25 protein-coding genes and 2 pseudogenes are annotated in these 22196 nt (G+C 56.0%); 3 read left to right on the top strand and 24 right to left on the bottom strand.

Annotated features, from left to right (window positions below):
* Positions 1–359: 359 nt before the first annotated feature.
* The 10 genes and pseudogenes from BN4575_RS19585 to mobC form a co-directional block, all read right to left on the bottom strand.
* Positions 360–1325, bottom strand: coding sequence for a replication initiation protein (locus tag BN4575_RS19585; RefSeq protein WP_068979448.1), 966 nt, complete (start codon positions 1323–1325; stop codon positions 360–362).
* A gap of 202 nt (positions 1326–1527) precedes the next feature.
* Entirely contained in the window at positions 1528–2058 is a 531-nt protein-coding gene (locus tag BN4575_RS22610) for a topoisomerase DNA-binding C4 zinc finger domain-containing protein (RefSeq protein ID WP_083221094.1), read from the bottom strand.
* Between the two features lie 28 nt (positions 2059–2086).
* Positions 2087–2350 (bottom strand): type II toxin-antitoxin system RelE family toxin, encoded by a 264-nt coding sequence (locus BN4575_RS19580; RefSeq protein ID WP_083221093.1) that lies wholly within the window; start codon positions 2348–2350, stop codon positions 2087–2089.
* Positions 2334–2558 (bottom strand): type II toxin-antitoxin system RelB family antitoxin, encoded by a 225-nt coding sequence (locus BN4575_RS19575; RefSeq protein ID WP_068979446.1) that lies wholly within the window; start codon positions 2556–2558, stop codon positions 2334–2336. The genes BN4575_RS19580 and BN4575_RS19575 overlap by 17 nt, the downstream gene beginning before the upstream one ends.
* 128 nt (positions 2559–2686) lie before the next feature.
* A complete protein-coding gene (locus BN4575_RS19570; RefSeq protein WP_068979445.1) occupies positions 2687–2887 on the bottom strand; it encodes a hypothetical protein in 201 nt (66 codons plus the stop codon).
* 7 nt (positions 2888–2894) lie between these two features.
* The gene (locus BN4575_RS19565; RefSeq protein WP_068979444.1) at positions 2895–3182 is read right to left on the bottom strand and encodes a hypothetical protein; all 288 of its coding nucleotides are present in this window, start codon (positions 3180–3182) and stop codon (positions 2895–2897) included.
* Between the two features lie 99 nt (positions 3183–3281).
* The gene (locus BN4575_RS22520; RefSeq protein ID WP_068979443.1) at positions 3282–3590 is read right to left on the bottom strand and encodes a mobilization protein; all 309 of its coding nucleotides are present in this window, start codon (positions 3588–3590) and stop codon (positions 3282–3284) included.
* A complete protein-coding gene (locus tag BN4575_RS22515; protein ID WP_068979442.1) occupies positions 3591–4127 on the bottom strand; it encodes a DUF1640 domain-containing protein in 537 nt (178 codons plus the stop codon).
* Positions 4128–4176: 49 nt separating this feature from the next.
* Positions 4177–4836: pseudogene (locus BN4575_RS22510) on the bottom strand (relaxase/mobilization nuclease domain-containing protein); the annotation flags it as partial.
* Positions 4826–5239, bottom strand: coding sequence for a plasmid mobilization protein (gene mobC, locus BN4575_RS19545; RefSeq protein WP_042650709.1), 414 nt, complete (start codon positions 5237–5239; stop codon positions 4826–4828). The pseudogene BN4575_RS22510 and the gene mobC, both read right to left, overlap by 11 nt.
* 207 nt (positions 5240–5446) lie before the next feature.
* Between mobC and BN4575_RS19540 the strand changes: the two genes are divergently transcribed.
* Complete coding sequence (locus tag BN4575_RS19540; RefSeq protein ID WP_042650710.1) at positions 5447–5737, top strand: hypothetical protein; 291 nt, start codon at positions 5447–5449, stop codon at positions 5735–5737.
* 154 nt (positions 5738–5891) lie between these two features.
* Here the strand turns inward: BN4575_RS19540 and BN4575_RS19535 are convergent, their stop codons facing one another.
* From BN4575_RS19535 to BN4575_RS19525, 3 genes are all read right to left on the bottom strand, one after another.
* Positions 5892–6890, bottom strand: a complete 999-nt coding sequence (locus BN4575_RS19535; RefSeq protein WP_068979440.1) for a replication initiation protein — start codon at positions 6888–6890, stop codon at positions 5892–5894.
* A 182-nt stretch (positions 6891–7072) separates the two neighbouring features.
* Entirely contained in the window at positions 7073–7360 is a 288-nt protein-coding gene (locus tag BN4575_RS19530) for a type II toxin-antitoxin system RelE family toxin (RefSeq protein ID WP_068979439.1), read from the bottom strand.
* The gene (locus tag BN4575_RS19525) at positions 7350–7592 is read right to left on the bottom strand and encodes a type II toxin-antitoxin system RelB/DinJ family antitoxin (protein ID WP_068979438.1); all 243 of its coding nucleotides are present in this window, start codon (positions 7590–7592) and stop codon (positions 7350–7352) included. The genes BN4575_RS19530 and BN4575_RS19525 overlap by 11 nt, the downstream gene beginning before the upstream one ends.
* A 178-nt stretch (positions 7593–7770) precedes the next feature.
* Here BN4575_RS19525 and parA point away from each other — a divergent pair, with 178 nt between their 5' ends.
* Both parA and BN4575_RS19515 read left to right on the top strand, forming a co-directional pair.
* Complete coding sequence (gene parA / locus BN4575_RS19520) at positions 7771–8400, top strand: ParA family partition ATPase (RefSeq protein WP_068979437.1); 630 nt, start codon at positions 7771–7773, stop codon at positions 8398–8400.
* Entirely contained in the window at positions 8397–8630 is a 234-nt protein-coding gene (locus BN4575_RS19515; protein WP_068979436.1) for a hypothetical protein, read from the top strand. The genes parA and BN4575_RS19515 overlap by 4 nt, the downstream gene beginning before the upstream one ends.
* Before the next feature lie 67 nt (positions 8631–8697).
* On the opposite strand, the gene BN4575_RS19510 is transcribed toward BN4575_RS19515, so the two are convergent.
* The 11 genes and pseudogenes from BN4575_RS19510 to BN4575_RS19460 form a co-directional block, all read right to left on the bottom strand.
* Entirely contained in the window at positions 8698–9987 is a 1290-nt protein-coding gene (locus tag BN4575_RS19510; RefSeq protein WP_083221091.1) for an IS4-like element ISApu1 family transposase, read from the bottom strand.
* Between the two features lie 6 nt (positions 9988–9993).
* Entirely contained in the window at positions 9994–12960 is a 2967-nt protein-coding gene (locus BN4575_RS19505; protein ID WP_068979434.1) for a Tn3-like element TnAs1 family transposase, read from the bottom strand.
* A 3-nt stretch (positions 12961–12963) separates the two neighbouring features.
* On the bottom strand, positions 12964–13524 hold the full coding sequence (locus BN4575_RS19500) for a recombinase family protein (protein WP_033958617.1): 561 nt from the start codon (positions 13522–13524) through the stop codon (positions 12964–12966).
* A gap of 205 nt (positions 13525–13729) precedes the next feature.
* On the bottom strand, positions 13730–15088 hold the full coding sequence (locus BN4575_RS19495) for an ATP-binding protein (RefSeq protein ID WP_068979433.1): 1359 nt from the start codon (positions 15086–15088) through the stop codon (positions 13730–13732).
* The gene (locus BN4575_RS19490; RefSeq protein WP_068979432.1) at positions 15064–15729 is read right to left on the bottom strand and encodes a response regulator transcription factor; all 666 of its coding nucleotides are present in this window, start codon (positions 15727–15729) and stop codon (positions 15064–15066) included. Before BN4575_RS19490 ends, BN4575_RS19495 begins: the two co-directional genes overlap by 25 nt.
* Positions 15730–15787: 58 nt before the next feature.
* On the bottom strand, positions 15788–16444 hold the full coding sequence (locus tag BN4575_RS19485) for a hypothetical protein (RefSeq protein ID WP_068979431.1): 657 nt from the start codon (positions 16442–16444) through the stop codon (positions 15788–15790).
* A 3-nt stretch (positions 16445–16447) separates the two neighbouring features.
* Positions 16448–17431, bottom strand: coding sequence for an ABC transporter permease (locus BN4575_RS19480; RefSeq protein WP_068979430.1), 984 nt, complete (start codon positions 17429–17431; stop codon positions 16448–16450).
* Positions 17424–18389, bottom strand: coding sequence for an ABC transporter permease (locus tag BN4575_RS19475; RefSeq protein WP_068979429.1), 966 nt, complete (start codon positions 18387–18389; stop codon positions 17424–17426). Before BN4575_RS19475 ends, BN4575_RS19480 begins: the two co-directional genes overlap by 8 nt.
* A gap of 1 nt (position 18390) precedes the next feature.
* Positions 18391–19125 carry an ABC transporter ATP-binding protein gene (locus BN4575_RS19470; RefSeq protein WP_068979428.1) on the bottom strand — a complete coding sequence of 245 codons (735 nt, stop codon included), beginning with the start codon at positions 19123–19125 and terminating at the stop codon, positions 18391–18393.
* A 282-nt stretch (positions 19126–19407) separates the two neighbouring features.
* Entirely contained in the window at positions 19408–21372 is a 1965-nt protein-coding gene (locus tag BN4575_RS19465; protein ID WP_068979427.1) for an LTA synthase family protein, read from the bottom strand.
* Between the two features lie 360 nt (positions 21373–21732).
* A pseudogene (locus tag BN4575_RS19460) lies at positions 21733–21900 on the bottom strand (transposase); the annotation flags it as partial.
* Positions 21901–22196 lie beyond the last annotated feature (296 nt).

Here is a 22196-nt window from a genome sequence, read left to right as displayed (position 1 = left end):
CAAAAGCGGGGCAGAACGACAAGCAGCCTACCGTGCCAAACAGCAGGGCAATAACGTTACGGTGACAATAAATAGGTCGCTGATGGAGGGGTTAGATGCCCAGATGCAGGCTATCCGGGATCGAGGGTCAGCGGTGGTTCTGACCCCGGAACAGGCCGGGGAGATCCTGCAGGCACTACGAACAGCAGAAAACAAACAGCTCCGGGGATAAGACCTATTGCCCACAGGCCAAACACACGGCCTGATGGACAACCCTTAGGGATCGGCCTTACCCCCCTCGCACCGATCCTCTCTCTCAAATACTTTTTGAAATAAGAACGCCCCTTACGGGGCGCTGTTATCTGATAAGGCTTATTCGATCACTCTCGTACACGTTTGAGGTACAGGCTCACCGTACTGGCTGAAATTTGCAGATCCTCAGCAATATCACGGTTGCTGTAACCCCGTTCCTTGAGCTTGACCACCTCGGGCAACAAGTCGGCCCGAGCCATGCCATTCTTGGTTGGACGCTTGGATATACGCCCTCCCTTAGCCCCTCGATGCGCCTGCACCTGGCTAAACCCTGCGGGGGTAAATCGGTTCCACACCCAGCGAGCGATGCTCTTGGACGTGGCCTTGATTTCCGATACGGGCAGCGGGCCACCCTGCTCGCGTCCAAACGCATTGGAGCTCTCACAAGCTGCTCTCACCGCATCGGCCCAAGCCTCGAACCCGTTAGGCCGCCAGTACGATCTAACTGCGCTGTAGGCCCATTCACGCACGTTATCAAACACCGTGACGTTACGCCCCAGACCGCCGACCTCTTTGCGACTGCGGCGGCTATAGGCAGCCAAATCCGCATCTGGGCAGAACTCTGCCAGATAGTCGAGGCTAAACGGCTCGCAGTGATGCCATATCGTCCACCAGTCGCTGTGTACGGGGTTTTTAGTTATTAACCCTGCATAACCCATGTCAGCACCCAGTCTCTTCGCCAGAACGTGCTCTATGGCCGCCAGATAGCGCAACGGTTTTTGCTTGGCTGCACTGGTGCGAGCTACAGGGGCAGTCAGCAGGTAACCGTAATGGGCATGTCCATTACGCACATTGAGGCAAACCCAGTTAGGCGCGGGCAAGCCCGCATCCTCCCAAGCGTGACAACCGTCCGCCCTGTCCACGTCAAAAACCAACGTGGAGACATGCGGCGGCGGGTTATGCTGGATATGACGATAAGCCAGTGCGGTCGCTTGTGGGCGAATAAGCAGCCCCTGCGCCGGATCATCAGTGCAGTAGGGACGGTGGGGAAGACGTTCGACAAAAGCAGCGACTTGAAGCGCTGGTTTTAGCATCTGGCACCGCGCTTATTGGCGGCTCTAGGTTGTTTGATGTGATCCATGTGGTATTCTTGTTCCTGTGATTAAGTCACGGCCCCGAACTCTCTGTTATCTTCCGCCAAGTTGATTAGACAGAGATTCGGGGTTTGTCTTTTATGGACAGTACGTTACAACACCCCCGCATTGTGCTCAACACCAACAACGGTGCAACCATCCTTCACTTAATCTCAGGCACGTAGGTTCGAGTACCTTTACACCTAGGATATTTACTGCACCCCCAAAATTTATGCCCTGCATTATTACCTTTAGTTGCAGTTCTTAGTCTCATTGCGGAATGACACCTTGGGCATGAAGATTTCTTTTTATAAACCCTTTTCTTTTTTGAATTACCAGATAATTCAGGAGTGATCGCATCATTACTAACAACAGTCTGTTGCTCTACATCCACATTTAAAAAATCAGGTGCTATTAGAGGGGAAGTTGAAGCATCAGATGTTCTTTGAGGTGGGAGTTGAGGTGGGAGTTTAAAGCGAAAATAAAAAAACAATGCGGCAGCGGCGCCTAATAATATTGGCAATGTACCTTTCCATGATGCTACACCGCCATGATGTGAACAAGCTCCGCTAAGACCAATCGATGGAGAACTCCATCCACTATTGCATGTTATGGGGCCGATCAACACTTTAGCAAGTACACAAGCAACAATAAAAACCAAGGCCGTGATTTTTTTTAAATGTCTATCTATCATCTAACCACCAAGAAATGACTAATTTAGTTTATTCGTATATATCACTGCGATGACCAACCATCACAGCAACAATAATCATTTCGTTATCTCTTATTTCACAAACAACGCGATAATCACCGACTCGATATCGCCAGTAGGTACGCAAGTTTCCCGTCAAGGCTTTACCTGCATCCCTAGGATCTTCAAGCAACATAACCCGGCGAAGATACTTTGTTATTCTCTGGGCTTGGGTCTTATCTAGCCTCGCCAATTGTTTCTTGGCGGTATCGGTCAACTCAACTTTCCAAGCCAAGATCGCGCTCCACGTCATCCAGTGAGAACAGGCGTTCTTCGCCCTTACGAACTTTCTCCATGACCCTTTCGGCCAGATAATAATCTTCCATCTCTTCCAGATGAGTCAAGATAGCCTCCCGTGCATAGAAGGTCTTCGTTCTCCCCGTCTCTTGCGCCAAATTTGCCAAGCGCTCTTCGATATCCGAAGGCAAGCGTATCGCTAACATGATCCACCTCAAACACCAATGATATACGTGTATATCATACACTAAACACTAGCCCCGACAACAAGAGTGACTCGCGAAGCCTGTCAATCTTGTTGTCGGGGCCGCCAAGCGCAGCGCGGCAGAACAGGCTAGACCTTCATCCACCGCAGCAGCAGGGCCAACAACGCTATCCATGCCGCCACATCCCAAGAAGGCCCCGCCAAGGCGCTGTAGAGCGGCCCAAGGCCCAGCCAGTCCGCCGCCCAGTACAGAAGGGCTTTCGCCGCAAACACGGCGACCAGTGCCGCCACTGTGTGCCACAACATCAGCCCCGGAAACCGATCTCTCAATCGCACCTCAATCCACCTCCACGCCTGCATCGAGCAACCGTTGCCGCCATGTATCGGCGGACAATAGGGCATAGTGGGCCACCTGCTGGCGCAGGTATTCGGTGTCAATGACGATCCAGCGGCTGCCGTCGTCATCGATCACCCAGTCGATGGTCGCATCGAGCAGGTCGATCAGCGGTTCTCCATCGGCCCATAGCCACGGGGAACCTTGATAGCTAACCAGTTCGTACTCAACCGGGGGGAACTGGCGAATATGCGCCACCGTGCCAGGCGTACCCAACCGACCTGATTTCATACCCGATCTCCTTAATTATTGTCACCGTGACGATATATCACATGCTCAAGCCACGATCTCGCCGCTGCTCTTTTCGCAGATCTGCGGCCCTGTTGGCGATCAACGCTGCGCCCTCTGCAAGGCGTCCAGCGCCTTGATCAAGTCGTTGACACTGCTGCTCAAGCTGCCAAGCGCTGTCCCTGTGACTTTGTTCGAGCGCTCTACCCCGTTCTGCAGCGTCTCGAACGAGCCCTGTAGCTCGCTGCATAGCGTCTCGCAGCTCTTTAGCGCATTGCTGCATACCGTCTGCAATTCGCTCAAAGAACGCGCCTGCTGCTTCAATTGCTGCTCCAAAGCCGCCGTTTGCTGCTGGTGTGCCGTTTCGATTCGCTCCAGCCTGTCGAGCAGTATCCGTTCCAGTTCTGTCATTCAGTTCACCTTCACGGCCATTTTGTCGCTGTCCTTCACCTTGAACGGTTTCCCTAATGTCGGCGCGAGGATGTAGCTCTTGCCCCCCTGATGGACGAAGGTCACTCCGGTCGGAAGCTCCGCCAACGTGGCTTTCGCGCTGCTGATCTCGCTGTTCAACCGCTGAACCTCGCTGCCCATCCAGCTCAACACCCCCCAGCTCCCCAGCCCGATCCCCACTGAGGTGCATACCCCGACCAGCAAGGCTTTGAGCCAGACGCTGGAGATCAGCTTGAGGGTGTTGGCCTCGCTCCGTGCCTGCTCCAAGACCTCCCTCAATGGGTCGGCCGAGTCGGTGATCTGTTGGGGCAATCCCTCGATCCCGTCCCGGATAGCGCCCACAGTTGTATTCAGCTCGTCGTTCACACGCTTTTTTAAGTCTTTCTTGAGCTCGTCGAGCACCGCTTTCGCTAACTTCTCCACCTCGCCCAATGCCTGCTCGTGCTGCAACTTGAGCCTCTCGCTCAATTGCGCCTTTTGCGGTCCAAGATGCTCCATATAACTCTCCCCTTAACCGGACGGCTTTGGGGTAGCCCTCCGGCTTGATGCTGATGTAATCCATGCCCGTTCGCGTGATTTCGCACCCGAGCGATTCTTGCAGGTAGGCCCGCAGCTCGGCGGCGTTTGTGATCACCCCCTGCGCGGTGGCCCCTATTAGGTGGTCGGTGATTTGTTTTTTGATGGCCGGGTGGTCGCCCTTGTATGCCTCGAAATCCGGCCGCAGCAGCCGTGCCCGGAGCGGGTCGTCTGGCCGCGCCCAGCCCTTGGCATGATTGTGTTTATCCCTGACCGCATAGAAGTCGTCGCGTTGACCTGGTGGGGCCGGGTTGAACGATTTTCCGCTGCCCAGGTGAACACGGGGGATCAGGATGTGCACATGCGCCCCGCCATCCGGTTCGTCGTGCTGGACGACGGTCATGTGGTAGTCCTCCGGCTCCAGTCCGGCAAATGCCAGCGCCTCGAAATCGGCCAGCACCTCGTCGATCTCGGCAGTGGTCGGTGCCTCCTCAGCGGCCCACGAAATCACCGCGCTGGAGTACCGCTGCTGGAACGGCAGTGAGTCGGCCACCGCCGCGAACAGCGCCGGATCCCCCCGCAGTACCGTCACCCCGGCCCGCTCCGCTCCTGTGTGGTCGTGCGCCCCAAGCAGGTAGGCCGAGGCGCGGGCGCCGCTGCCCGTACCGTGGGCTAGGAATTTAACGTGCATCGCTGCTGCTCTCCTTGGTGGTCGGCTTGGGGGGCGGAGGCAACTGGGGCAGCAGGTGGGCCGCCTCCGCCTCGATGCTGCGCAGCAGGGCCAGCACCTCCACCAGTCGGACCGGTGCACCGACTAGCCGGCACTCATTCAGGCTACGGGCGATCTGGTTGAGGTTCGATCCCAACGCGGCCAGCTGGCGCATCAGCGCCGGATCGGCATCGTTGCTGGTGTCACGGACACGGACGGGGCGGCGCTGTGGCGTCGGCAAGTTCGTCTGCTGGCCAGCATCCACCGCCCCCCTGATCCAGTCCGACACGCTGAGCCCAGAGGCTGCTGCTCGCTCCCGCCATTCGGCGGCAGTGGGCTTGTCGATCCGTAGGCTGATGGTGGTCGTTTTCGGGACTCTGGACACGGTGCCTCCGGCTGTTTTGTGTGGGGGATTGAAGGGGCTAGGCCCCTCACCAGCCCCGTATTACTGGAGGCCGCGAAGCGGGCGAAAAGTAATACGGGTACGCTGGCTTAATGCCAGTACAGCAAAAAAACAGGGGGTCGGCAACTTGCCAATTATCGTCACAGTGACACATAATCAATTACCGTTACAGTGACAGGAAATAACACCATGAAGGACACCAAGGATCAGGGGACTGGGGACATGTTTGGCATCAAGCGCGGACGGGGTAGGCCAAAAACCGGATCAGCCAAAACAGGGGCAGAACGACAAGCAGCCTACCGTGCAAAGCAGCAGGACAATAACGTTACTGTGACGATAAATCGGGCATTGGTAGAGGGGCTGGATGCCCAGATGCAGGCTATCCGGGATGGAGGGTCGGCGGTGGTACTGACCCCGGAGCAGGCCGGGGAGATTCTGCGGGCACTGCGAACGGCAGAGAACAAACAGCTCCGGGGATAAGACCTACTGCCCACAGGCCAAACACATGGCCTGATGGACAGCCCTTCGGGATCGGCCTTACCCCCCTCGCAACGAGCCTCTCTCTCTTAAATGACTTTCGAGAAGGGGCCGCCCTACGGGCGCTGTTATCTGATATGGCTTGTTTTCGCGATCGCTATTTTGAAATTTTGGCGTACTTGCTTACCGTACTGGCGGAAATATTGAGATCGTCGGCGATGGTGCTATGCGGGTATCCGGCAGCCTTCATGCTCTGAATGGCTTCCCACAACTCCCAGTTAGTCCGGCTTGTTCCCATGGGCCTCCCGCCCCCCTTGGAAACCTTGCCCCCCTTGGCCCCTCTGGTTGCCTGAATGGCGCGGAACTCGGACGGGGTGAAATGTCGCCATACCCAACGGGCGATGCTCTTGGCCGTGGCCTTCGTCTCGGACACGGGCAACGGACCGCCCTGCTCCAGCCCAAACGCATTGGCACTGTCACAGGCAGCTCTGACAGCCTCAGCCCATGCGTCGTACCCATTGGGTCGCCAATACTCTCTGACGGCGCTGTAAGCCCACTCCCGCACGTTGTCGAACAGGGTGACGTTACGCCCTAGCCCGCTCGCCTCCTTGCGGCTGCGGCGACTGTAGGCGGCGAGATCTTTATCCGGGCAGAACTCGGCCAGATAGTCGAGAGAATAGGGCTCAATGGGGTGCCAGACCGTCCACCAATCGCTGTGTGTGGGGTTCTTGGTGATGAGGCCTGTGAACCGCATGTCAGCCCCTAACCGATGCGCCATAACGTGTTCTATGGCGGCCAGATAGCGCAATGGTTTCGCCTTGGCTGCGCTGGTGCGGGCCACAGGGGTAGCCAGCATGTAACCGATGTGGGCACGGCCTCGATGACAGACCCCGTTCTCGTCCAGCCCTTCATCCAGGTTGATGGCGATCCAGTGTGGAGCTGGCAGTCCAGCGGACTCCCATGCGGCGTATCCATCTGGTCGGTCGATATCGAATACCAGGCAGGCGACGTGCGGCGGCGGGTTGTGCTGGATGTGGCGATAGGCCAGCGCGGTAGCCTTCGGGCGGATCAACAGGCCCTGTGACGGGTCATCAGTACAGTAGGGGCGATGAGGCAGACGTTCGACAAACGAGGCGCGAGAGGCTGTTTTCGTCAATGATGCCCGCGCTTATTGGCGGGGCAGGGTTGTTTAGCGTGATCCATGTGTTATTATTTTCCTGTTCTTAGTGAACGACCCCGAACTCTCTTACCGACTCCGCCAAGATGAAGATAAGAGATTCGGGGTTTGTCTTTTCTGGCCAGTACGTTACCGCAGGCGGTCACACCTTACAACGTCCGCTAATCAAGACGTGACATGGCATCCAGATATACCTCTTCCCGTTCGCGCCTCCCCACTGCGACCACGAATACCACCACCCGATCATCCTGTACCTGGTAAACCAACCGATACCCCGCGCCACGCAATTTGATCTTGTAGCAATCAGACATCCCATTCAGCCTGTTTGCCTCAATCCTGGGGCGCTCGATCACCTCTGAAAGTTTCTTTTTGAACTGCTGGCGAACGGTATCGCCCAACTTTTTCCACTCTTTCCACGCTCGCGGATCAAACTCGAGTTCAAAGGTCATCCAGCGATACCTTGATGCCTTTCTGCGGGCTGGCCAAGCGCTCTCGCACGATGGCTAACAGTGCCTCTTCGTCCTCCGTCACCACGGTAGTGCGAAACGGGCTCCGCCCCTGAGAGGCCACATACTCCAGGGTTTGCCGGATAATATCCGAGGGGGTCACCCCCAATTTGTCCAGCACCGCAAATGAACGTGCCTTCAGTTCATCATCAATGCGCAGGTTAATCGTGCCCATAACCGCCTCACTTTGTAATTTCAAACGCCATTACATTGTAATACTGGCAATACCGTTGCACAACCAGAACTAGGGAGTGCAGGCCGGACGAACTCATGGAGTCTGGAACTTATTTTGATTGCTCATTGCATGTGCTTTTCTGTATTTTTACAAAACCACAAATAATGAGAATTCAACCATGATCATCGGACTGCTCAACCAGAAGGGCGGCGTTGGCAAGACCACCCTCAGCGTGAACCTGGCGGCTAGCTTGGCCCGCCGCGGCTTTCGGGTTCTTCTGATCGATGCCGATCCACAAGGCTCCGCCCTGGACTGGGCCGCAGCTCGTGATGGCGAGCCCCTGTTCTCGGTCGTCGGCCTCCCCAGAGCCACCGTGCATAAGGAGATCGGACAACTCGGCCAGGGCTATGACCACATTGTCATCGACGGACCACCACGGGTAACCGACCTCGCTCGCTCCGCGATCATGGCCGCTGATGTGGTGCTGATCCCGGTACAACCCAGCCCCTACGACATCTGGGCAGCAGACGAGGTGGTGAAGCTGATTGAAGAGGCTCGCATCTACAAGGAAGGACTGAAAGCCGCTTTTGTGGTTAATCGTAAAATCGCAAATACAGCCATAGGGCGGGATGTTGGTGCAGCTCTGGCCGCCTACCCCATACCTGTCCTAACCGCCAGTATCACCCAGCGCGTAGTGTTCGCAGAGGCCGCAGCCCAAGGCCGCGCTGTTCATGAAACTGATGAGACCGGTCCAGCCGCCGCAGAGATCGATGCCGTCATGGCAGAATTGATGGAGATTGCACGATGAGCAAGAAGGTCACCATCGGCGCCAAGCCGACCAGCAAGAGTGCGCAGGCCTCCGCCGATGAGTGGGTAGAGAACCGCAGCACCGGCAATGCACCTGAGCCGATGAAGCGGCTCACCATCGACATCCCCGAAAGCCTGCACCGCGCAATCAAGATGCAATGTGCATCGCGCGGAGCCAAGATCGCGGACGAGGTGCGCGAACTGCTTTTGAAGAAATACGGAAATCTGTAATTGCGATTTTGATAGGCAGCAAAAAGGGGCGGCGGATTTACCGTAACGCCCCTTCATGTACAGGACCTTAAGCGGCGAGTCCATTTAAAACGCCTTCCAAGGTCCTGTTCTGTATCGACTTTCTCTGCTTGGTTCGGCAGGCGTTCTTGGCCAAATAATCGGCAGCCCATTCCAATCTTTCCCTTATTTCTGTCAGCGCCCTATGGGCCACTGCTTCCAATAGCGGTAGCCACCACGTCGCACTGTTCTTCGACGCTTTCAGCATCGATAGCGCCCCACTCATCACACTCTGCGCGACCCGTCTCTTCATCACCAGCGACAGCAGGCTCGTCCACACCAACCCCTCGGCAATCGCTTTCTCGCCCGTCACAAACCCCTTGAGCCGGTTGTGCGATTTCCACTCTTTAAATAACAACTCCACCTGCCAACGGCAGCGATACAGGCTCATCACCTGCTCTGCTGACCATGCTGCTCGCGGTAGGTTCGTCATCCACAGACAGAACCGCTTTTCCTCAGCAAACCAGCGCCGGATCAACCGGTACTCGACCTGGCCGGACTTCACCACCATATCCAGTACCTCGGCCCGACAGCGTCGCCGTCCGGCCTCTCTCAGAGATAGTCCCGCCAGCTTGGGTACTTCCCGTCCATCACCGCGCCAGGCTTGGATTATCTTGGGGTTCAGGCTTTTCGTGCCGCGCACCAGATAAAATCCGCCAGCGTCGTTCACCTGCTCAAACCAAGCCCTGTCAATGTAACCTGCGTCAGCCAGCAGCAGGCAGTTGGTCAGCGTGTGGGCTTCAGGCAGAAATTGCCGTTCCCCTGCGGTATCGGCAGACACACTCATGCACAACGGGCTCTGCTCCGACAGTGACATGGTCATATGGCACTCGATAGCTGCCGGACTGATGGTCTTGAACCGGCCGGGAAAATCAGCAGCAAGGCGCCGATGCACCGCAAAGGAGGTGCCATCGTGCAGTAACACCTGCTTGAACGCGCCGAGGGAGGCTGCTTTGAGTTGATGGTCGATACGCAAGGCGATGGCCCGCTCGACCAGGGCTTTCATAAACAGGGCAAAGCTCTCTTTGCGCAGCTGATTGTGAAACGGTTTGTAAGAAACCTGATGGGTGTTTACCAGTTGCAAGGCATTGAAATGGCGGTGTAAACCGGCAATGTCATTGACCTGGTCGCCTCCCATGGCCCGCAGCAGTGCAGGTACGAGCATGGCTGGGGTAATGGCACGCTGACGCAGACAAAACTTGCAGAGCCGAGCAATGCGCTCGAGTGCGGCGGGAGCCAAGAGTTGCTCCAGATAGTAATTAGCGTTGATAATGGGGAGCCCGCAGAATTCGGAAAAAATCGTACGCTAAGGTTTTCCGGGCATCCGTAGGGGCCGAAACTTCCCGTCTTCCAGTCTGCGGCTCTGCCGCCAGACGTAATCGCCGGTTAGGTTGATGTGCTCCCAGCCCAGCGGCGACAGGAATTGCAGCAGCTCGCCGTCCACCGGCTTGCCGGCCTCGACCAACCCCTGGGTGGCGCGCTCCAGGTACACCGTGTTCCACAGCACGATAGCCGCCGTCACCAGGTTGAGGCCGCTGGCCCGGTAGCGCTGCTGCTCGAAGCTCCGATCCCTGATTTCCCCAAGGCGGTTGAAGAACACCGCCCTGGCCAGCGAGTTGCGCGCCTCACCTTTGTTCAGGCCGGCATGCACGCGGCGGCGCAGTTCAACACTTTGCAGCCAGTCCAGGATGAACAGCGTGCGTTCGATCCGGCCCAGTTCGCGCAGGGCGACAGCCAGGCCGTTCTGACGCGGATAGCTGCCGAGCTTGCGCAGCATCAGCGAGGCGGTAACGGTGCCCTGCTTGATCGAGCTGGCCAGGCGCAGGATGTCGTCCCAATGAGCGCGCACGTGCTTGATGTTCAGGGTGCCACCGATCAGCGGGCGCAGCGTCGGGTAGGCCTGCACGCCCTGCGGCACGTACAGTTTGGTTTCGCCGAGGTCGCGGATGCGTGGCGCGAAGCGGAAGCCCAGCAGGTGCATCAGGGCGAAGACGTGATCGGTGAAACCGGCCGTGTCGGTGTAGTGCTCCTCGATCCGCAGATCGGACTCGTGATACAGCAGGCCGTCGAGCACATAGGTGGAATCTCGGACGCCGACATTCACCACGCGTGTGCTGAACGGCGCGTATTGGTCGGAGATGTGGGTGTAGAACAGCCGTCCTGGCTCGCTGCCGTACTTCGGGTTGACGTGCCCGGTGCTCTCACCCCGGCCGCCAGCGCGGAAGCGCTGGCCATCGGAGGATGAGGTGGTGCCGTCGCCCCAATGGGCAGCGAAGGCATGGCGGTACTGGTGATTGACCAGCTCGGCCAAGGCCGCCGAATAGGTTTCATCGCGGATATGCCAGGCTTGTAGCCAGGACAGCTTGGCGTAGGTCAGGCCGGGGCTCGACTCGGCCATCTTGGTCAGTCCGAGGTTGATTGCGTCACCGAGGATCGCGGACAGCAGCAACGTCCTGTCTTTGGCCTCAGCCCCGTCCTTCAGGTGGGTGAAGTGGCGGCTGAAGCCCGTCCAGTCGTCCACGTCCATCAGCAGTTCGGTGATCTTGATGCGCGGCAGTAACTGGCTGGTCTGGTCGATCAGCGCCTGCGCCCGATCCGGCACCGCCGCATCCAGCGGTGTGATCTTCAACCCGGACTCGGTGAGGATGGCATCGGGCAGCTCGTTGTCCTTGGCCAAGCGGGTGACGGTGGCCAACTGCTCGTCCAGCAGCTGCAAACGCTCTTCCAGGTACTGGTCGCTGCTCGGGTTGATCGCCAGGGGCAAGGCCTGATCCCGCTTGAGCGCGGTGAACTTCTCTGCCGGCAGCAGGTAGTCGTCGAAGTCGCGGAACTGCCGCGAGCCCTTGACCCAGATGTCGCCGGAGCGCAGGGCGTTCTTTAGCTCGGACAGCGCGCAGATTTCGTAGAAGCGCCGGTCGAGGCCTTCCGGGGTGATCACCAGCGGCTTCCAGCGAGGCTTGATGAAAGCAGTGGGGGCATCGGCCGGCACCTTGCGCAGGTTGTCGGCGTTCATCTGGCGCAGGGTCTGCACGGCTGCCAGTACACCTTGCGCGGCCGGAGCGGCGCGCAGTTCCAACACATCCAGCAAGGCCGGCGTGTAACGGCGCAGGGAAGCGAAGTTCTCGCCGACCAAGTGCAGGTGGTCGAAACCCTCCGGCCGGGCCAGCAGCTCGGCTTCGCTGACGCTCTCGGTGAACTCGTCCCAGGGAATCACCGCCTCGATGGCGGCATAGGGGTCGCTGCCGGCTTCCTTGGCCTCCAGCAGCGCCTGGCCGATCTTGGAGTACAGGCGCACCTTGTCGTTGATCGCCTTGCCCTGCTTCTGGAACTGCTGCTGATGCTTGTGCTTCGCGCCGCTGAACAGCTTGACTAGGATGCGGTCGTGCAGATCCACCAGCTCATCAATCACGGTTGCAGTGCTCTCCAGCACCACGGCGGCCAGGGTCGCATAGCGCCGCTGCGGCTCGAACTTGCCGAGGTCTTTGGGCGTCATCTGCCCACCCTCGCGGGCCAGCTTGAGCAGGCGGTTCTGGTGGATGTGCCGGCCAAGGCCTTCGGGCAAGTCCACCAGCTGAAATGTCTTCAGCCGTTCGATGTGCTCAAGCATGTGCCGAGAGTTGGGTTTCAGCGGTGCCTGCCGCAGCCAGGTCAACCAGGTGATGCTGCTGCCGGCCTTGAGCTTAAGCAACTCGTCCAGCTTGGCCCGATGCGAGTCGGTGAGAGGTTCGACCAGGGCGCGGTAGACCCGCCGATTGGCCCGTGCAATGGCCTCCGAGCAAGCCCGGTCGATCACGCTCAACGCCGGCAGGATGCGTCGCTTCTGCCGCAGGCTCTCCAGCGCCTGGCCGGCCAGCAGCAAGCCCTTGTCGGTCTGCTGGGCCAGTTCGGTCAGCTCGCGCACCAGGGCGCGGAAGTCGGACAGGCCGAACGGGGCCAGTTGAAGGTAGGTGCGCAGTTCCTGGGCGTGCTCGCGACGGGTCACATCGCGCTCGCCGTACTTCGTCCAACTCGCCGGATCGGTCTGGACTTGCTTGGCCACCCACAGGATGACCGGTTCGGGCAGCTCGCTGTCAGTGCCCAACGCATAGCCGGGGTAGCGCAGCAGGCAGAGTTGCACCGCAAAGCCCAGACGGTTGGCGTCGCCGCGCCGCTGGCGGATCAGTGACAGGTCGGAATCGTTGAAGGTGTAGTAGCGGATCAGGTCATCCTGGCTTTCCGGCAGCGCAAGCAGGGTGTCCCGCTCCGTGGCCGAGAGGATCAAGCGACGCGGCATGTGTCAGTCGTCCGTGCGGAGGTACTGGTAGAGAGTTTCGCGGCTGATGTTGAACTCGCGGGCGAGCTGCGCCTTGGGCTCACCTGCCGCCGCCCGCTGCCGCAGGGTAACAGTCTGCTCGTCGGACAGGGCCTTCTTGCGGCCCCGGTACGCGCCGCGCTGCTTGGCCAGGGCGATACCCTCGCGCTGCCGCTCACGGATCAGAGCGCGCTCGAACTCAGCGAAGGCCCCCATTACCGACAGCATCAGGTTGGCCATCGGCGAGTCCTCGCCGGTGAATACCAGCCCCTCCTTCAAGAACTCGATGCGTACGCCGCGCTGGGTCAGCTTCTGCACCAGGCGGCGCAGGTCGTCGAGGTTGCGGGCCAGGCGATCCATGCTGTGCACCACCACCGTGTCGCCCTCGCGGACGAAGCTCAGCAGCGCTTCGAGCTGGGGGCGCTGGGTGTCCTTGCCGGATGCCTTGTCGGTGAACACCTTGCTCACCTGGGTCTGTTCCAGTTGGCGTTCCGGGTTCTGGTCGAAGCTGCTGACCCGGACGTAGCCGATGCGGTGCCCCTGCACGATGTCTCCTTGGTTGAAGGCGGCTTATGTGCACTTTCTGTTCCGTTGCGCCCAAACCCCGTTTCTGTCAGGCTGAAATCTATAACCTTCGCGGGCATGTGTCAAAAAAATGCGAAAGATGACTCTATTCTGACGAAGCGGCGCGGCCTTGCCTGACATCCAGTTAGGGTATAGATCAGAATGACACGTAGCAGGTTTCCATGTTTCAACTTCGTACAAATGGGAATGTCACTACAACCCGTAGGCCAGATCTCATTTGATCGTTAGAGAATCCAAGACTGACTTTTGCATGAGTACGGGAGGCAATCGTCTGGACGATAGAGAGTCCGAGGCCGGAACCCATCTCATTGCTTCCTAAAATGCGATGGAATGGATCAAAAACTCGATCCCTCTCTGACTCTGGAATCCCCGGGCCATTATCTTCGACCATCAAAACAGTGACATCATTGTCGAGCATGACCGACAAATCGACACGCCCACCGGATGGCGTGTAGCGAATTGCGTTATCCACCAAATTTTTTACGAGGGTTATCAAATCAATTTCGTTGGCGAATACATGGGCGTCCAATTCGCTCACGACACCGATGTCGATGCGCTTTACCTCTGCCAATGGCATCATGTCTTCCAGCACTCGCCGATAGACCTGTTGAACGGAAACACTGGTACTGGATGAAACCGTAGAAGCTTGAGCTCGCGCCAGTGCCAACAGTTGATCCAGCAAGGCTCTGCCACGCTCTATACCCCGACGTAAAGTATCCAGCCGCGTATGCGCATTAACAGACATTTCGCTGTCTGCAAGCCGTTCAGCTTGTAGAGAAAGCGCCGTCAATGGGGAGCGTAGCTCGTGTGCAGCATCGGCGACAAAGCGCCGCTGGGCTTCCATCGACTGCTCAACTCGCCCTAAAAGTCGATTGATGGCTCCCACGAATGGGCGAATTTCAGCGGGTAAGGGTTCAGACGCTATCGGATGAAGTTCCTGTTCATCGCGTTGATCAATTTCGAGTGCGAGGTCTGCAACCGGCTTGAAAATTTTTCCGACCAGTTTGGCTACAACAATCAGTAGGATAGGAACCAGTATCAAGAATGGCGTCAGTGTACGTAGCGCGCCATCTCGTGCGATTTCATCACGGATGGCTGTCTCCTGGGCCACTGCTAAACGCTGCCCAGTGCTCAGGGGGCTGACTAGTATCCGATAGGTTTTATTGCCGACACCTAGCGTTTGAATGCCATCCGGAATATTCTGAGGCAATGCCAATGGCGGTTTGGTATCTGTGCCGGTATGGATCGGTGAGGTCGTCGAGAGCAATTGCACGAAAACCCGAGATTCAGCATCACCGTCCGAATTTCTGCCCGAATCGCCCTCTTTAGGCACAGCGATATTATGTCGGTCGAACAATGAGGCTACTTGACGCAACACGCCGTCTTGTAGCTCATTAGCTTCGTTGAAGGCCGAGAAGAAGGAAATTATTCCGGCGATTAACGCAACACTCAGAATCGCCAGCAACAGTGAAAGGGATAGCCTGTACTGAAGTGAGCCTTTTACCCGCCTTTTGATACCATCCATCCCACTCCCCTCACGTTCTTGATGATTTCACTGCCCAATTTCTTGCGCAGGGCATGAATCAGAAACTCGACCGCATTGCTCTCGACTTCCTCACCCCACCCGTAGATTCGGTCTTCCAGTTCACTTCGCGACAAAATGGCGCCAGGACGAACCATCAGGGCTTGCAACAGTGCGAATTCCCGATTCGAAAGTTGCACGGCTTCAACGCCATTGCATCGTGCCTCGCGCGTCGCGGGATCGAGCGACACACTGCCGTTGCTCAAAACCGGGGCCGCCGAGCCACCTTTGCGTCGGAGTACGGCACGCATTCGCGCAAGCAACTCGGCCATTTCAAACGGTTTGAGCACATAGTCATCAGCCCCTCCGTCAAGCCCACGAATTCGCTCGTCCAGGCCATCACGAGCGGTAATGATAAGCACCGGCACCGGGTTATCCTGGCTGCGAATCGAACTGAGTACGTCAAGCCCATCCTTTCCAGGCAAACCAAGGTCGAGCAAGATGAGATCGTAGAATTGGCAGGACAGGGTATTGAGTGCGGTTTGTCCGTTTTTCACCCAATCTGCCGCATAGGACGCATCTTTCAATGCGCCCTGGATTGCCTCTCCGATCATCGGATCGTCTTCGACCAACAGTACCCGCATATATCCTCCTGTGAGTATTGTGCCGTGTTTTAATGGGAGCGGTCGTGCTTCCCGGTTCTCAATCGGCCTTTTCTTCGCCCCCGGCATCTTTCTTGATCGTCAGTGTACTCGGCGCGTAGCCGGCCGCTGCAACCTGAATTGTCAGTGATTTGGCGTTCGGAGACTTGTATAGCAGCGAGTTGGGATTGACCCGAAAATGCTCTGTCGCGGCGCTAGAATCGACGCTTCCCTTTACGTCAAAATGCAACGTGCCAGGTGTGCCTGCCGCAAGTTTGAAAGACGTCAAGTTGCGGTAATAACTTTCTGTTTTTCCAGAGGTCGTGTCTTTGATCGTGTAATAGACCTGCAATCCTTGGAGACCGCTTGCGCCGGGATTTTTCAGGCTTATCTCTAGGTGGTCGGGGATGTCTTTTTTGGTCGACGGATCAAAATTGTCTTCAACCTTTGCCGCCAGAATAAGCGGGCCACCGGTTTTCCCGTTTTGCGCAATTGGGTTGGCCGCTTCCAGAGGTTTTGGATCAGCTTTGTCATTGAGACCATCACCATCCGTGTCAGCCACCATGGGGTCGGTGGCCAGAACGGTCTCGGCCATATCGGGTATGCCGTCGACATCGGCATCGGCAGTCGCTGGGGCTGCCTGAATTGACGTAGCGGCGAATGAAACACCCAGGGCTAGACTCAAGGCTGCAATGGATGAGATTTTAAGAATTGACATGATTTAGCTCTCTTTCAGTTTGTTGACGTTCAGGGGAAAAATGGTAAGCACTCCCAGTAGCGAGGCAAATAATCCAAACAACCAGAACACATCGTTTTGGCGCTCTTTCAAGACCGCCTGGAGCGATTGACCGGCATAGATGTCCTTGATGCCAAGGACGGCAAAACTAAAACGTTCGAAATGTTTTGCTGGTGAGGACTGCTCAATTCCGTCGCGCAGGGTTTCATACGTTTTGAATGACTTCATGATTTCCTTTTCTTGTGGCTTGGCGATATTGAGTGTGCGGAAAACGCCTGCACCGACCTGGTTATCCGGGTCCAGTGTGTCGCCAATTTGTGGTGTAACCAGTACAAAGCCTATCCACAACGTAAATGCCAACAAGACCGCGTGTACTGATCGACGCATATTCAGTGCAAGAAATAATCCCAATACGAAGAAGAAGCCAACGTACACGCTTGCTGCTGTGAGTGTTGTAACTACCCTGACCAAGTCGTCTGCTGTCAAGCCAATCCCTCCGATCACGACTAGACCGAGAGCGCCAAACGAGAAGGTCAGTAGTAGCACGCCACCGATGATCGCAAAATTTCCCAGGCATTTTCCGATCACGAAAGTCAGGGTCGACATGGGTCGTGTCAGCAACAGCGGCAAAGTGTTACGTCCACGTTCTGCTGCAGCAGCACGATGTCCAAGAACGATTCCAAGTACGGCGCCAATGATTTCGATGTATTCCACAAAGCCACGCAAGAGGGTCAGCGGCATGAATGCCGGCGGTACCAGTTCATCAATGGATTTTCCGAGCGACAATAGAAGATCACGGGCACTGTTGTAGGCAGTCACGTCGGCCTTGAGTGCCACGGCGGCTACCACCAGAGAAACGAAACTGGCCAGAAGCATGAATACGGTGACTACCAACAACAGGCTTGAGCGGCGAACGTCGGCAATTTCCTTCGTTGCCAAGGCGCGAATTTGCAGAAAATTGTCATTCATCACTGTTGCTCCGTGTGCCATCGAGGCGTCTCAATGCGGTGATAGAAAGCGCACCCAACAGCAGGTTTGCCGCTAACATCAATGCCATCCCTCCCGTCATGCCAAGTGATGATCGATCAGCTGGGGTAAAGCCCAGGATCGTGGCAGCAACATCCCGGTAGGCGGAAACAAGAGAGAGCGGTGCCAGGGCGGTTCCAACGAGGTCAAAGAAGGCACCTGCCGGCGGTGCGACCATGGCTTTCACCGGATTCAGTGCTGCCATCGGATTAATGTTGGCGCTGAGTTGGGGAAATACGAAGGTCAGAACAAGCCAAACCGTGACTGGTACCAACAAGCCGACAGACTCGGACCGATTCCACGCCGCTGAGGCCATGGCCATCAATCCGAATGCAGTCAGAAATAGGGCGGAAACCCCATAAAAACGAAGCAGCGATACCCAGTCGACCGGTGACAAATGGACTCCGGGCATCAGCAGTACGGTCAAAGCCGTCGTGCCAGCAGCCAAGAACAACAGCCCTCCGATGGACACGACCAGTGCTGCTATCTTTCCCACAGCGTATCGAGTACGCCCAATGGGTCGACTTGATATGAGCGGGAACACTCCGGATCGCAGATCTTCGGAAATCATCTGAAAACCGAGAACGATCGCAACCAATGCGCCCAGCAGGGAAATATAAGTCGTCATGTTTCTCAACATGGACAACGGAGGCATGTCGATGGTTGGATTGGCCGGTATTGGGCGGCCATCCAGTTGCAAAAGGGGCAACGCTTTTGCATAAATCTGATTGACGGTTTCAGTTGCCGACCAGCCGAGGTAAGCGGATAACAGCACCATTGCCATGAATAGAAAGGCGAGCCAGATTACTGTGCGGTCACGCAAAGCGACACGTAGCGTATTGGCCGCAACGGTTGACACCATTGACCCCGGTGTCAAGTTAGCATTCTGATTCAGTCTCATATCAAGATTCCTGGCCTGGAACCAGTGATAGATACAGTTGCTCAAGTGCGGTATCGTCACCAAAACGGCTGAGCACTTCGGCAATGGTGTCGTGAAAGACGAGGTGTCCCTGGTTCAGCACGGCAATCGACGTGCAGGTTTTGGAAACTTCACTGATCAGATGGGTGTTCATGAAAATGGTCGTTCCACGCTCCTTGTTGAGGCGAACAATCAAGTCACGAAGTGTTTTGATTCCCAATGGATCAAGCCCAGACGTGGGCTCGTCAAGAAATAGCACGTCCGGGCGGTGCAGGATGGCCTGAGCCAAACCAATGCGCTGACGCTGCCCTTTGGACATCGTACCCACTCGACGAACGCCGAGATCTTCGCACTCGAGAAATTGCAGCGTCTGGCGGATTTCTTGGTCAGGATGCCGAACTCCCGACAAGTTGGCTAAAAAACGCAAATTGTCGTTCGCCGTCATCGACTCATACAGTCGCACATTTTCCGGCAGATAGCCGAGTCGACGACGGGCATCGAAACTTTTGGCGACGACATCGAAACCACACACAGCGGCTTGCCCTGAGGTAGGTCTCAACAGTGTTGTGAGAATGCTGAGCGTGGTTGTTTTTCCTGCACCATTGTGACCAAGAAAACCAAAGATTTCTCCGGCATTCACTTTCAGATCGAGATTCTCAAGGGCGTGAAAGCTCTCATAGCGCATTGAGAGTCCTTTTGTTTGTATAGCGATTGTCATCGTGTTCTCCGTTGGTCAACTACTCACCTTCTTGCTGAGCAGTGAAGTAAGCGTGAAGTGCTCTATAGATTGCGAGACCTCTTTTGCGCTAAAGCAAGGAGAGGAATTACACGAATTGTGAATTGACAAACTTAGGCCAGACATAGACGTTTATCGCTGTGCCCGTTAATGTCGAATTAGTTGACTAGTGATTGGCCGATGATTATTGATAGCAATTCTGTATCCAGAAACTCAATACAGACAGGCACTGCGAAAGGTACTGTCTGTATTGAGTTTTGTGGATCAGGGTTGGTATTGGCTGACTTGGGCACCAGAAAGAGCATCGTCTTTCCAGGTCATCATGCCCATCTGGAAGGCATAGCTCGCACTCTGAAAGTAGGCTATATCCCGTCGTAGCAGCGGATCGCTGGTATCTACCGAAATTTCAAGACTCCGACCGAGAGCATCGTCATGGCGGCGCATGATGCGCCTAGGACTAAGGATAGCCAGGTTGTCGCCATCGAATAACCCAAGGTGCTGATAATTCCCGATTAGCGCGCGTCCAGGCGCGGCGTCGTCTCGGAGCACGTTGCGACCAAAAAAGGTCGAGATGTAGTCGAAGTCAAGGAGTCCGAGTAGCGTTGGGGCAAGATCAATCTGGCTGGTCACTGTTGCCACTTCCCTCGGTTTGATTAGGCCGGGTGCATAGACAAACAGCGGAATATGGTAATTGGCTACTGGCAGATCTTCCTTTCCCGCACTGCCCGCTGTGTGATCAGCGACAAAAATGAAAAGTGTTTGATCAAACCATGGCTTTTTCCGGGCCTGCGCGAGAAATTGGCCAATCGCATGGTCAGTATATTTCACTGCACCTTCGCGCCCTGTGCCAGGGGCTATATCGATACGCCCTTCTGGGTAGGTAAAGGGGCGGTGATTGGATGTGGTCATCAACTGCAGGAAGAAGGGCTTGCCGGCTGCATGATCGGCATCGGCCACTTTCATCGTCTGTGTATAAAGATCTTCGTCGGACATGCCCCACGCGTTTTTGAAGTGCATGTCTGCTTCGGCAACGCTACTTTGGTCGACAATGCGGTATCCATTGCCCCCAAAGAAGGCGTTCATGTTGTCGAAATAACCCCGTCCTCCATAGATGAACACGCTGTCGTAGCCTTGAGTATTGAACTGCTGGCCCAAACTGGAATAACCGGACTCACGACCAATCCGCTTGACAATGGAACGCCCTGGCGTTGGCGGGATGGATAAGGTTATGGCTTCCAGGCCTCGATCAGTACGTGTTCCCGTAGCATAAAAGTTATTGAAAAACAGGCTGTGCTTGCGCAGTTCATCCAGATTCGGAGTCAGGCCGCGGCTATCGCCGAAACTACCTAAATAGCTTGCGCTAAAACTCTCGATGGTGACGAGTACGACATTTCGCCGTTTCGGTTGTCCTGGGTTATCGATCACTCGGCGAATGTCCTGCGGATCGCTCCCGATAAAGCGTGCATTCGGCTCTTTGACCTCATTACGAATCAATTTTGCTACGTCCTGTCCAGTCAAAGTAGCGTAGAACTGGGCGTAGTCCAACTCGTTATTACGAAACGCCGCGAAGAACTGGAATGGACCGTTGCTGGCCAACTCGCGTTGATAAGCATTGCCGCCCAGACTGCGTAGGAAATCCTGCCCAATCACATTACTGCTTATCAACACCGTCACCAATAGCAACGCCAATCCCAGCCAGGCGCTGGATTTGGTTAGCAATGGTGCTTCAAGAGCCAGCGCGAGTCGTTTTCTCAGGGCGACAGCGATACCTGCGGCGAGCACCGCCAACAAGGCAAGTAATCGGTAAATCGGATACGACTCGAGAATGTTGTTGATAACTTCGTTCGAGTAAACCAGATAGTCGACCGCAATGAAGTTGAAGCGGACGCCAAATTCATCCCAGAAAAGCCACTCTGCGACGGCAATGAAAAGCATGAAAAACAGGCTGCATCCCAGCAATACATGTAAAAAATTTTTGTGCCATCGTTGTCGCCAGTGTCTTTGGGGACAGAGCAGAACGTATATGGTCAGTGGCAAGAGAGCATACAGAAGAAAAGCTAAATCATTAACCAGACCAATACCATATAGGCTCAGCAGTCCCGCCATGCTGATATCCGCATCGGAAAAATGGCTAGCCAGTAAAACACTGCGGGTGAGGAAAAATACTGCAACCCACGCGAACAGAATAATTGACAGGTAACGTAGTTGAGAGTGGTGAAGCTGCGGCATGGTGCAATCCTGTTCAGAATTTCAGGCAACCAGGTACTTCCATCGTTTTTCAGGTTGCCACTGGCTGGAACAATTGAGTGCATGGTGACTTTCAACTAAAGGAGCACTTCGCCCTTTGATGGCACAACTTCGGCATACAAAGCATGCTTACATGTGTCGAATTTCAAGATGCGTGCGAAGTTTGCCGAAACAAACTTAGGCCAGACTTAGAGGACTATTTCTGTACCCAGCCACTCTGAATCAAAGAGGCAAAGAAACGGCAGGACATTTTTGGTAGATTTCGCCGTTTTGGGTCGATAGACCGCCGCTTTCCTGCGACTTTCCCTACGGCAGACGCAATACGGCCATACGTTTCAAATTTCAGGCAAGGCAAACCAGGGTCCACTCGCCCATCGCGCTATCCAAGCCACGCAGAGAGAACTGCCGGAACCCCATCACGGACTTGATGATGCAGATGACCGGCTCGTCGGGCAGTTTGCGTAACGCGTAAAGCGCACGTCCAGCCTTTGTCTTCAACCGATGTGCCATGATCTGTAGGGTCGTCGAGGCGGCGGGTTTCGCGGTGGCGCTCACGCCAACCCGGATGATGCTCATATCGTGCGACGGTAGGTATCTACTGCTTTTCGTTAGCAGTTTGCTAAGAGTCCCTGTTTTAAAAACTCTAAAGTGCTTTATTTTCCGTTTTCTGAGGCGCCCCCAACCACATCGGCACCACCTCCCTTCAATCCAACTGAAGGCCCGCATCGAGGAGCCGCTGCCGCCACTCGCTGGCCTCCAAATCGAAGTTGAGCAAGCCGCCTTCCACGCTGATCCGCCATTCAAAA

The sequence above is a fragment of the Aeromonas sp. EERV15 genome, assembly GCF_900079845.1.
GTDB lineage: Bacteria > Pseudomonadota > Gammaproteobacteria > Enterobacterales > Aeromonadaceae > Aeromonas > Aeromonas sobria.
This window is presented reverse-complemented; position numbering and strand designations above follow the sequence as displayed.

Bases quoted from the DNA above. Each gene is read 5' to 3' on its own strand.
- BN4575_RS19575 (WP_068979446.1), bottom strand. From the start codon at position 2,558: ATGTTAGCGATACGCTTGCCTTCGGATATCGAAGAGCGCTTGGCAAAT.
- BN4575_RS19530 (WP_068979439.1), bottom strand. From the start codon at position 7,360: ATGACCTTTGAACTCGAGTTTGATCCGCGAGCGTGGAAAGAGTGGAAA.
- BN4575_RS19475 (WP_068979429.1), bottom strand. From the start codon at position 18,389: ATGAGACTGAATCAGAATGCTAACTTGACACCGGGGTCAATGGTGTCA.
- BN4575_RS19505 (WP_068979434.1), bottom strand. From the start codon at position 12,960: ATGCCGCGTCGCTTGATCCTCTCGGCCACGGAGCGGGACACCCTGCTT.
- BN4575_RS19465 (WP_068979427.1), bottom strand. From the start codon at position 21,372: ATGCCGCAGCTTCACCACTCTCAACTACGTTACCTGTCAATTATTCTG.
- BN4575_RS19485 (WP_068979431.1), bottom strand. From the start codon at position 16,444: ATGTCAATTCTTAAAATCTCATCCATTGCAGCCTTGAGTCTAGCCCTG.
- parA (WP_068979437.1), top strand. From the start codon at position 7,771: ATGATCATCGGACTGCTCAACCAGAAGGGCGGCGTTGGCAAGACCACC.
- BN4575_RS19495 (WP_068979433.1), bottom strand. From the start codon at position 15,088: ATGGATGGTATCAAAAGGCGGGTAAAAGGCTCACTTCAGTACAGGCTA.
- BN4575_RS19515 (WP_068979436.1), top strand. From the start codon at position 8,397: ATGAGCAAGAAGGTCACCATCGGCGCCAAGCCGACCAGCAAGAGTGCG.
- BN4575_RS19470 (WP_068979428.1), bottom strand. From the start codon at position 19,125: ATGACAATCGCTATACAAACAAAAGGACTCTCAATGCGCTATGAGAGC.
- BN4575_RS22520 (WP_068979443.1), bottom strand. From the start codon at position 3,590: ATGACAGAACTGGAACGGATACTGCTCGACAGGCTGGAGCGAATCGAA.
- BN4575_RS19525 (WP_068979438.1), bottom strand. From the start codon at position 7,592: ATGGGCACGATTAACCTGCGCATTGATGATGAACTGAAGGCACGTTCA.
- BN4575_RS19565 (WP_068979444.1), bottom strand. From the start codon at position 3,182: ATGAAATCAGGTCGGTTGGGTACGCCTGGCACGGTGGCGCATATTCGC.
- BN4575_RS22515 (WP_068979442.1), bottom strand. From the start codon at position 4,127: ATGGAGCATCTTGGACCGCAAAAGGCGCAATTGAGCGAGAGGCTCAAG.
- BN4575_RS19480 (WP_068979430.1), bottom strand. From the start codon at position 17,431: ATGAATGACAATTTTCTGCAAATTCGCGCCTTGGCAACGAAGGAAATT.
- BN4575_RS19585 (WP_068979448.1), bottom strand. From the start codon at position 1,325: ATGCTAAAACCAGCGCTTCAAGTCGCTGCTTTTGTCGAACGTCTTCCC.
- BN4575_RS19490 (WP_068979432.1), bottom strand. From the start codon at position 15,729: ATGCGGGTACTGTTGGTCGAAGACGATCCGATGATCGGAGAGGCAATC.
- BN4575_RS22610 (WP_083221094.1), bottom strand. From the start codon at position 2,058: ATGATAGATAGACATTTAAAAAAAATCACGGCCTTGGTTTTTATTGTT.
- BN4575_RS19540 (WP_042650710.1), top strand. From the start codon at position 5,447: ATGAAGGACACCAAGGATCAGGGGACTGGGGACATGTTTGGCATCAAG.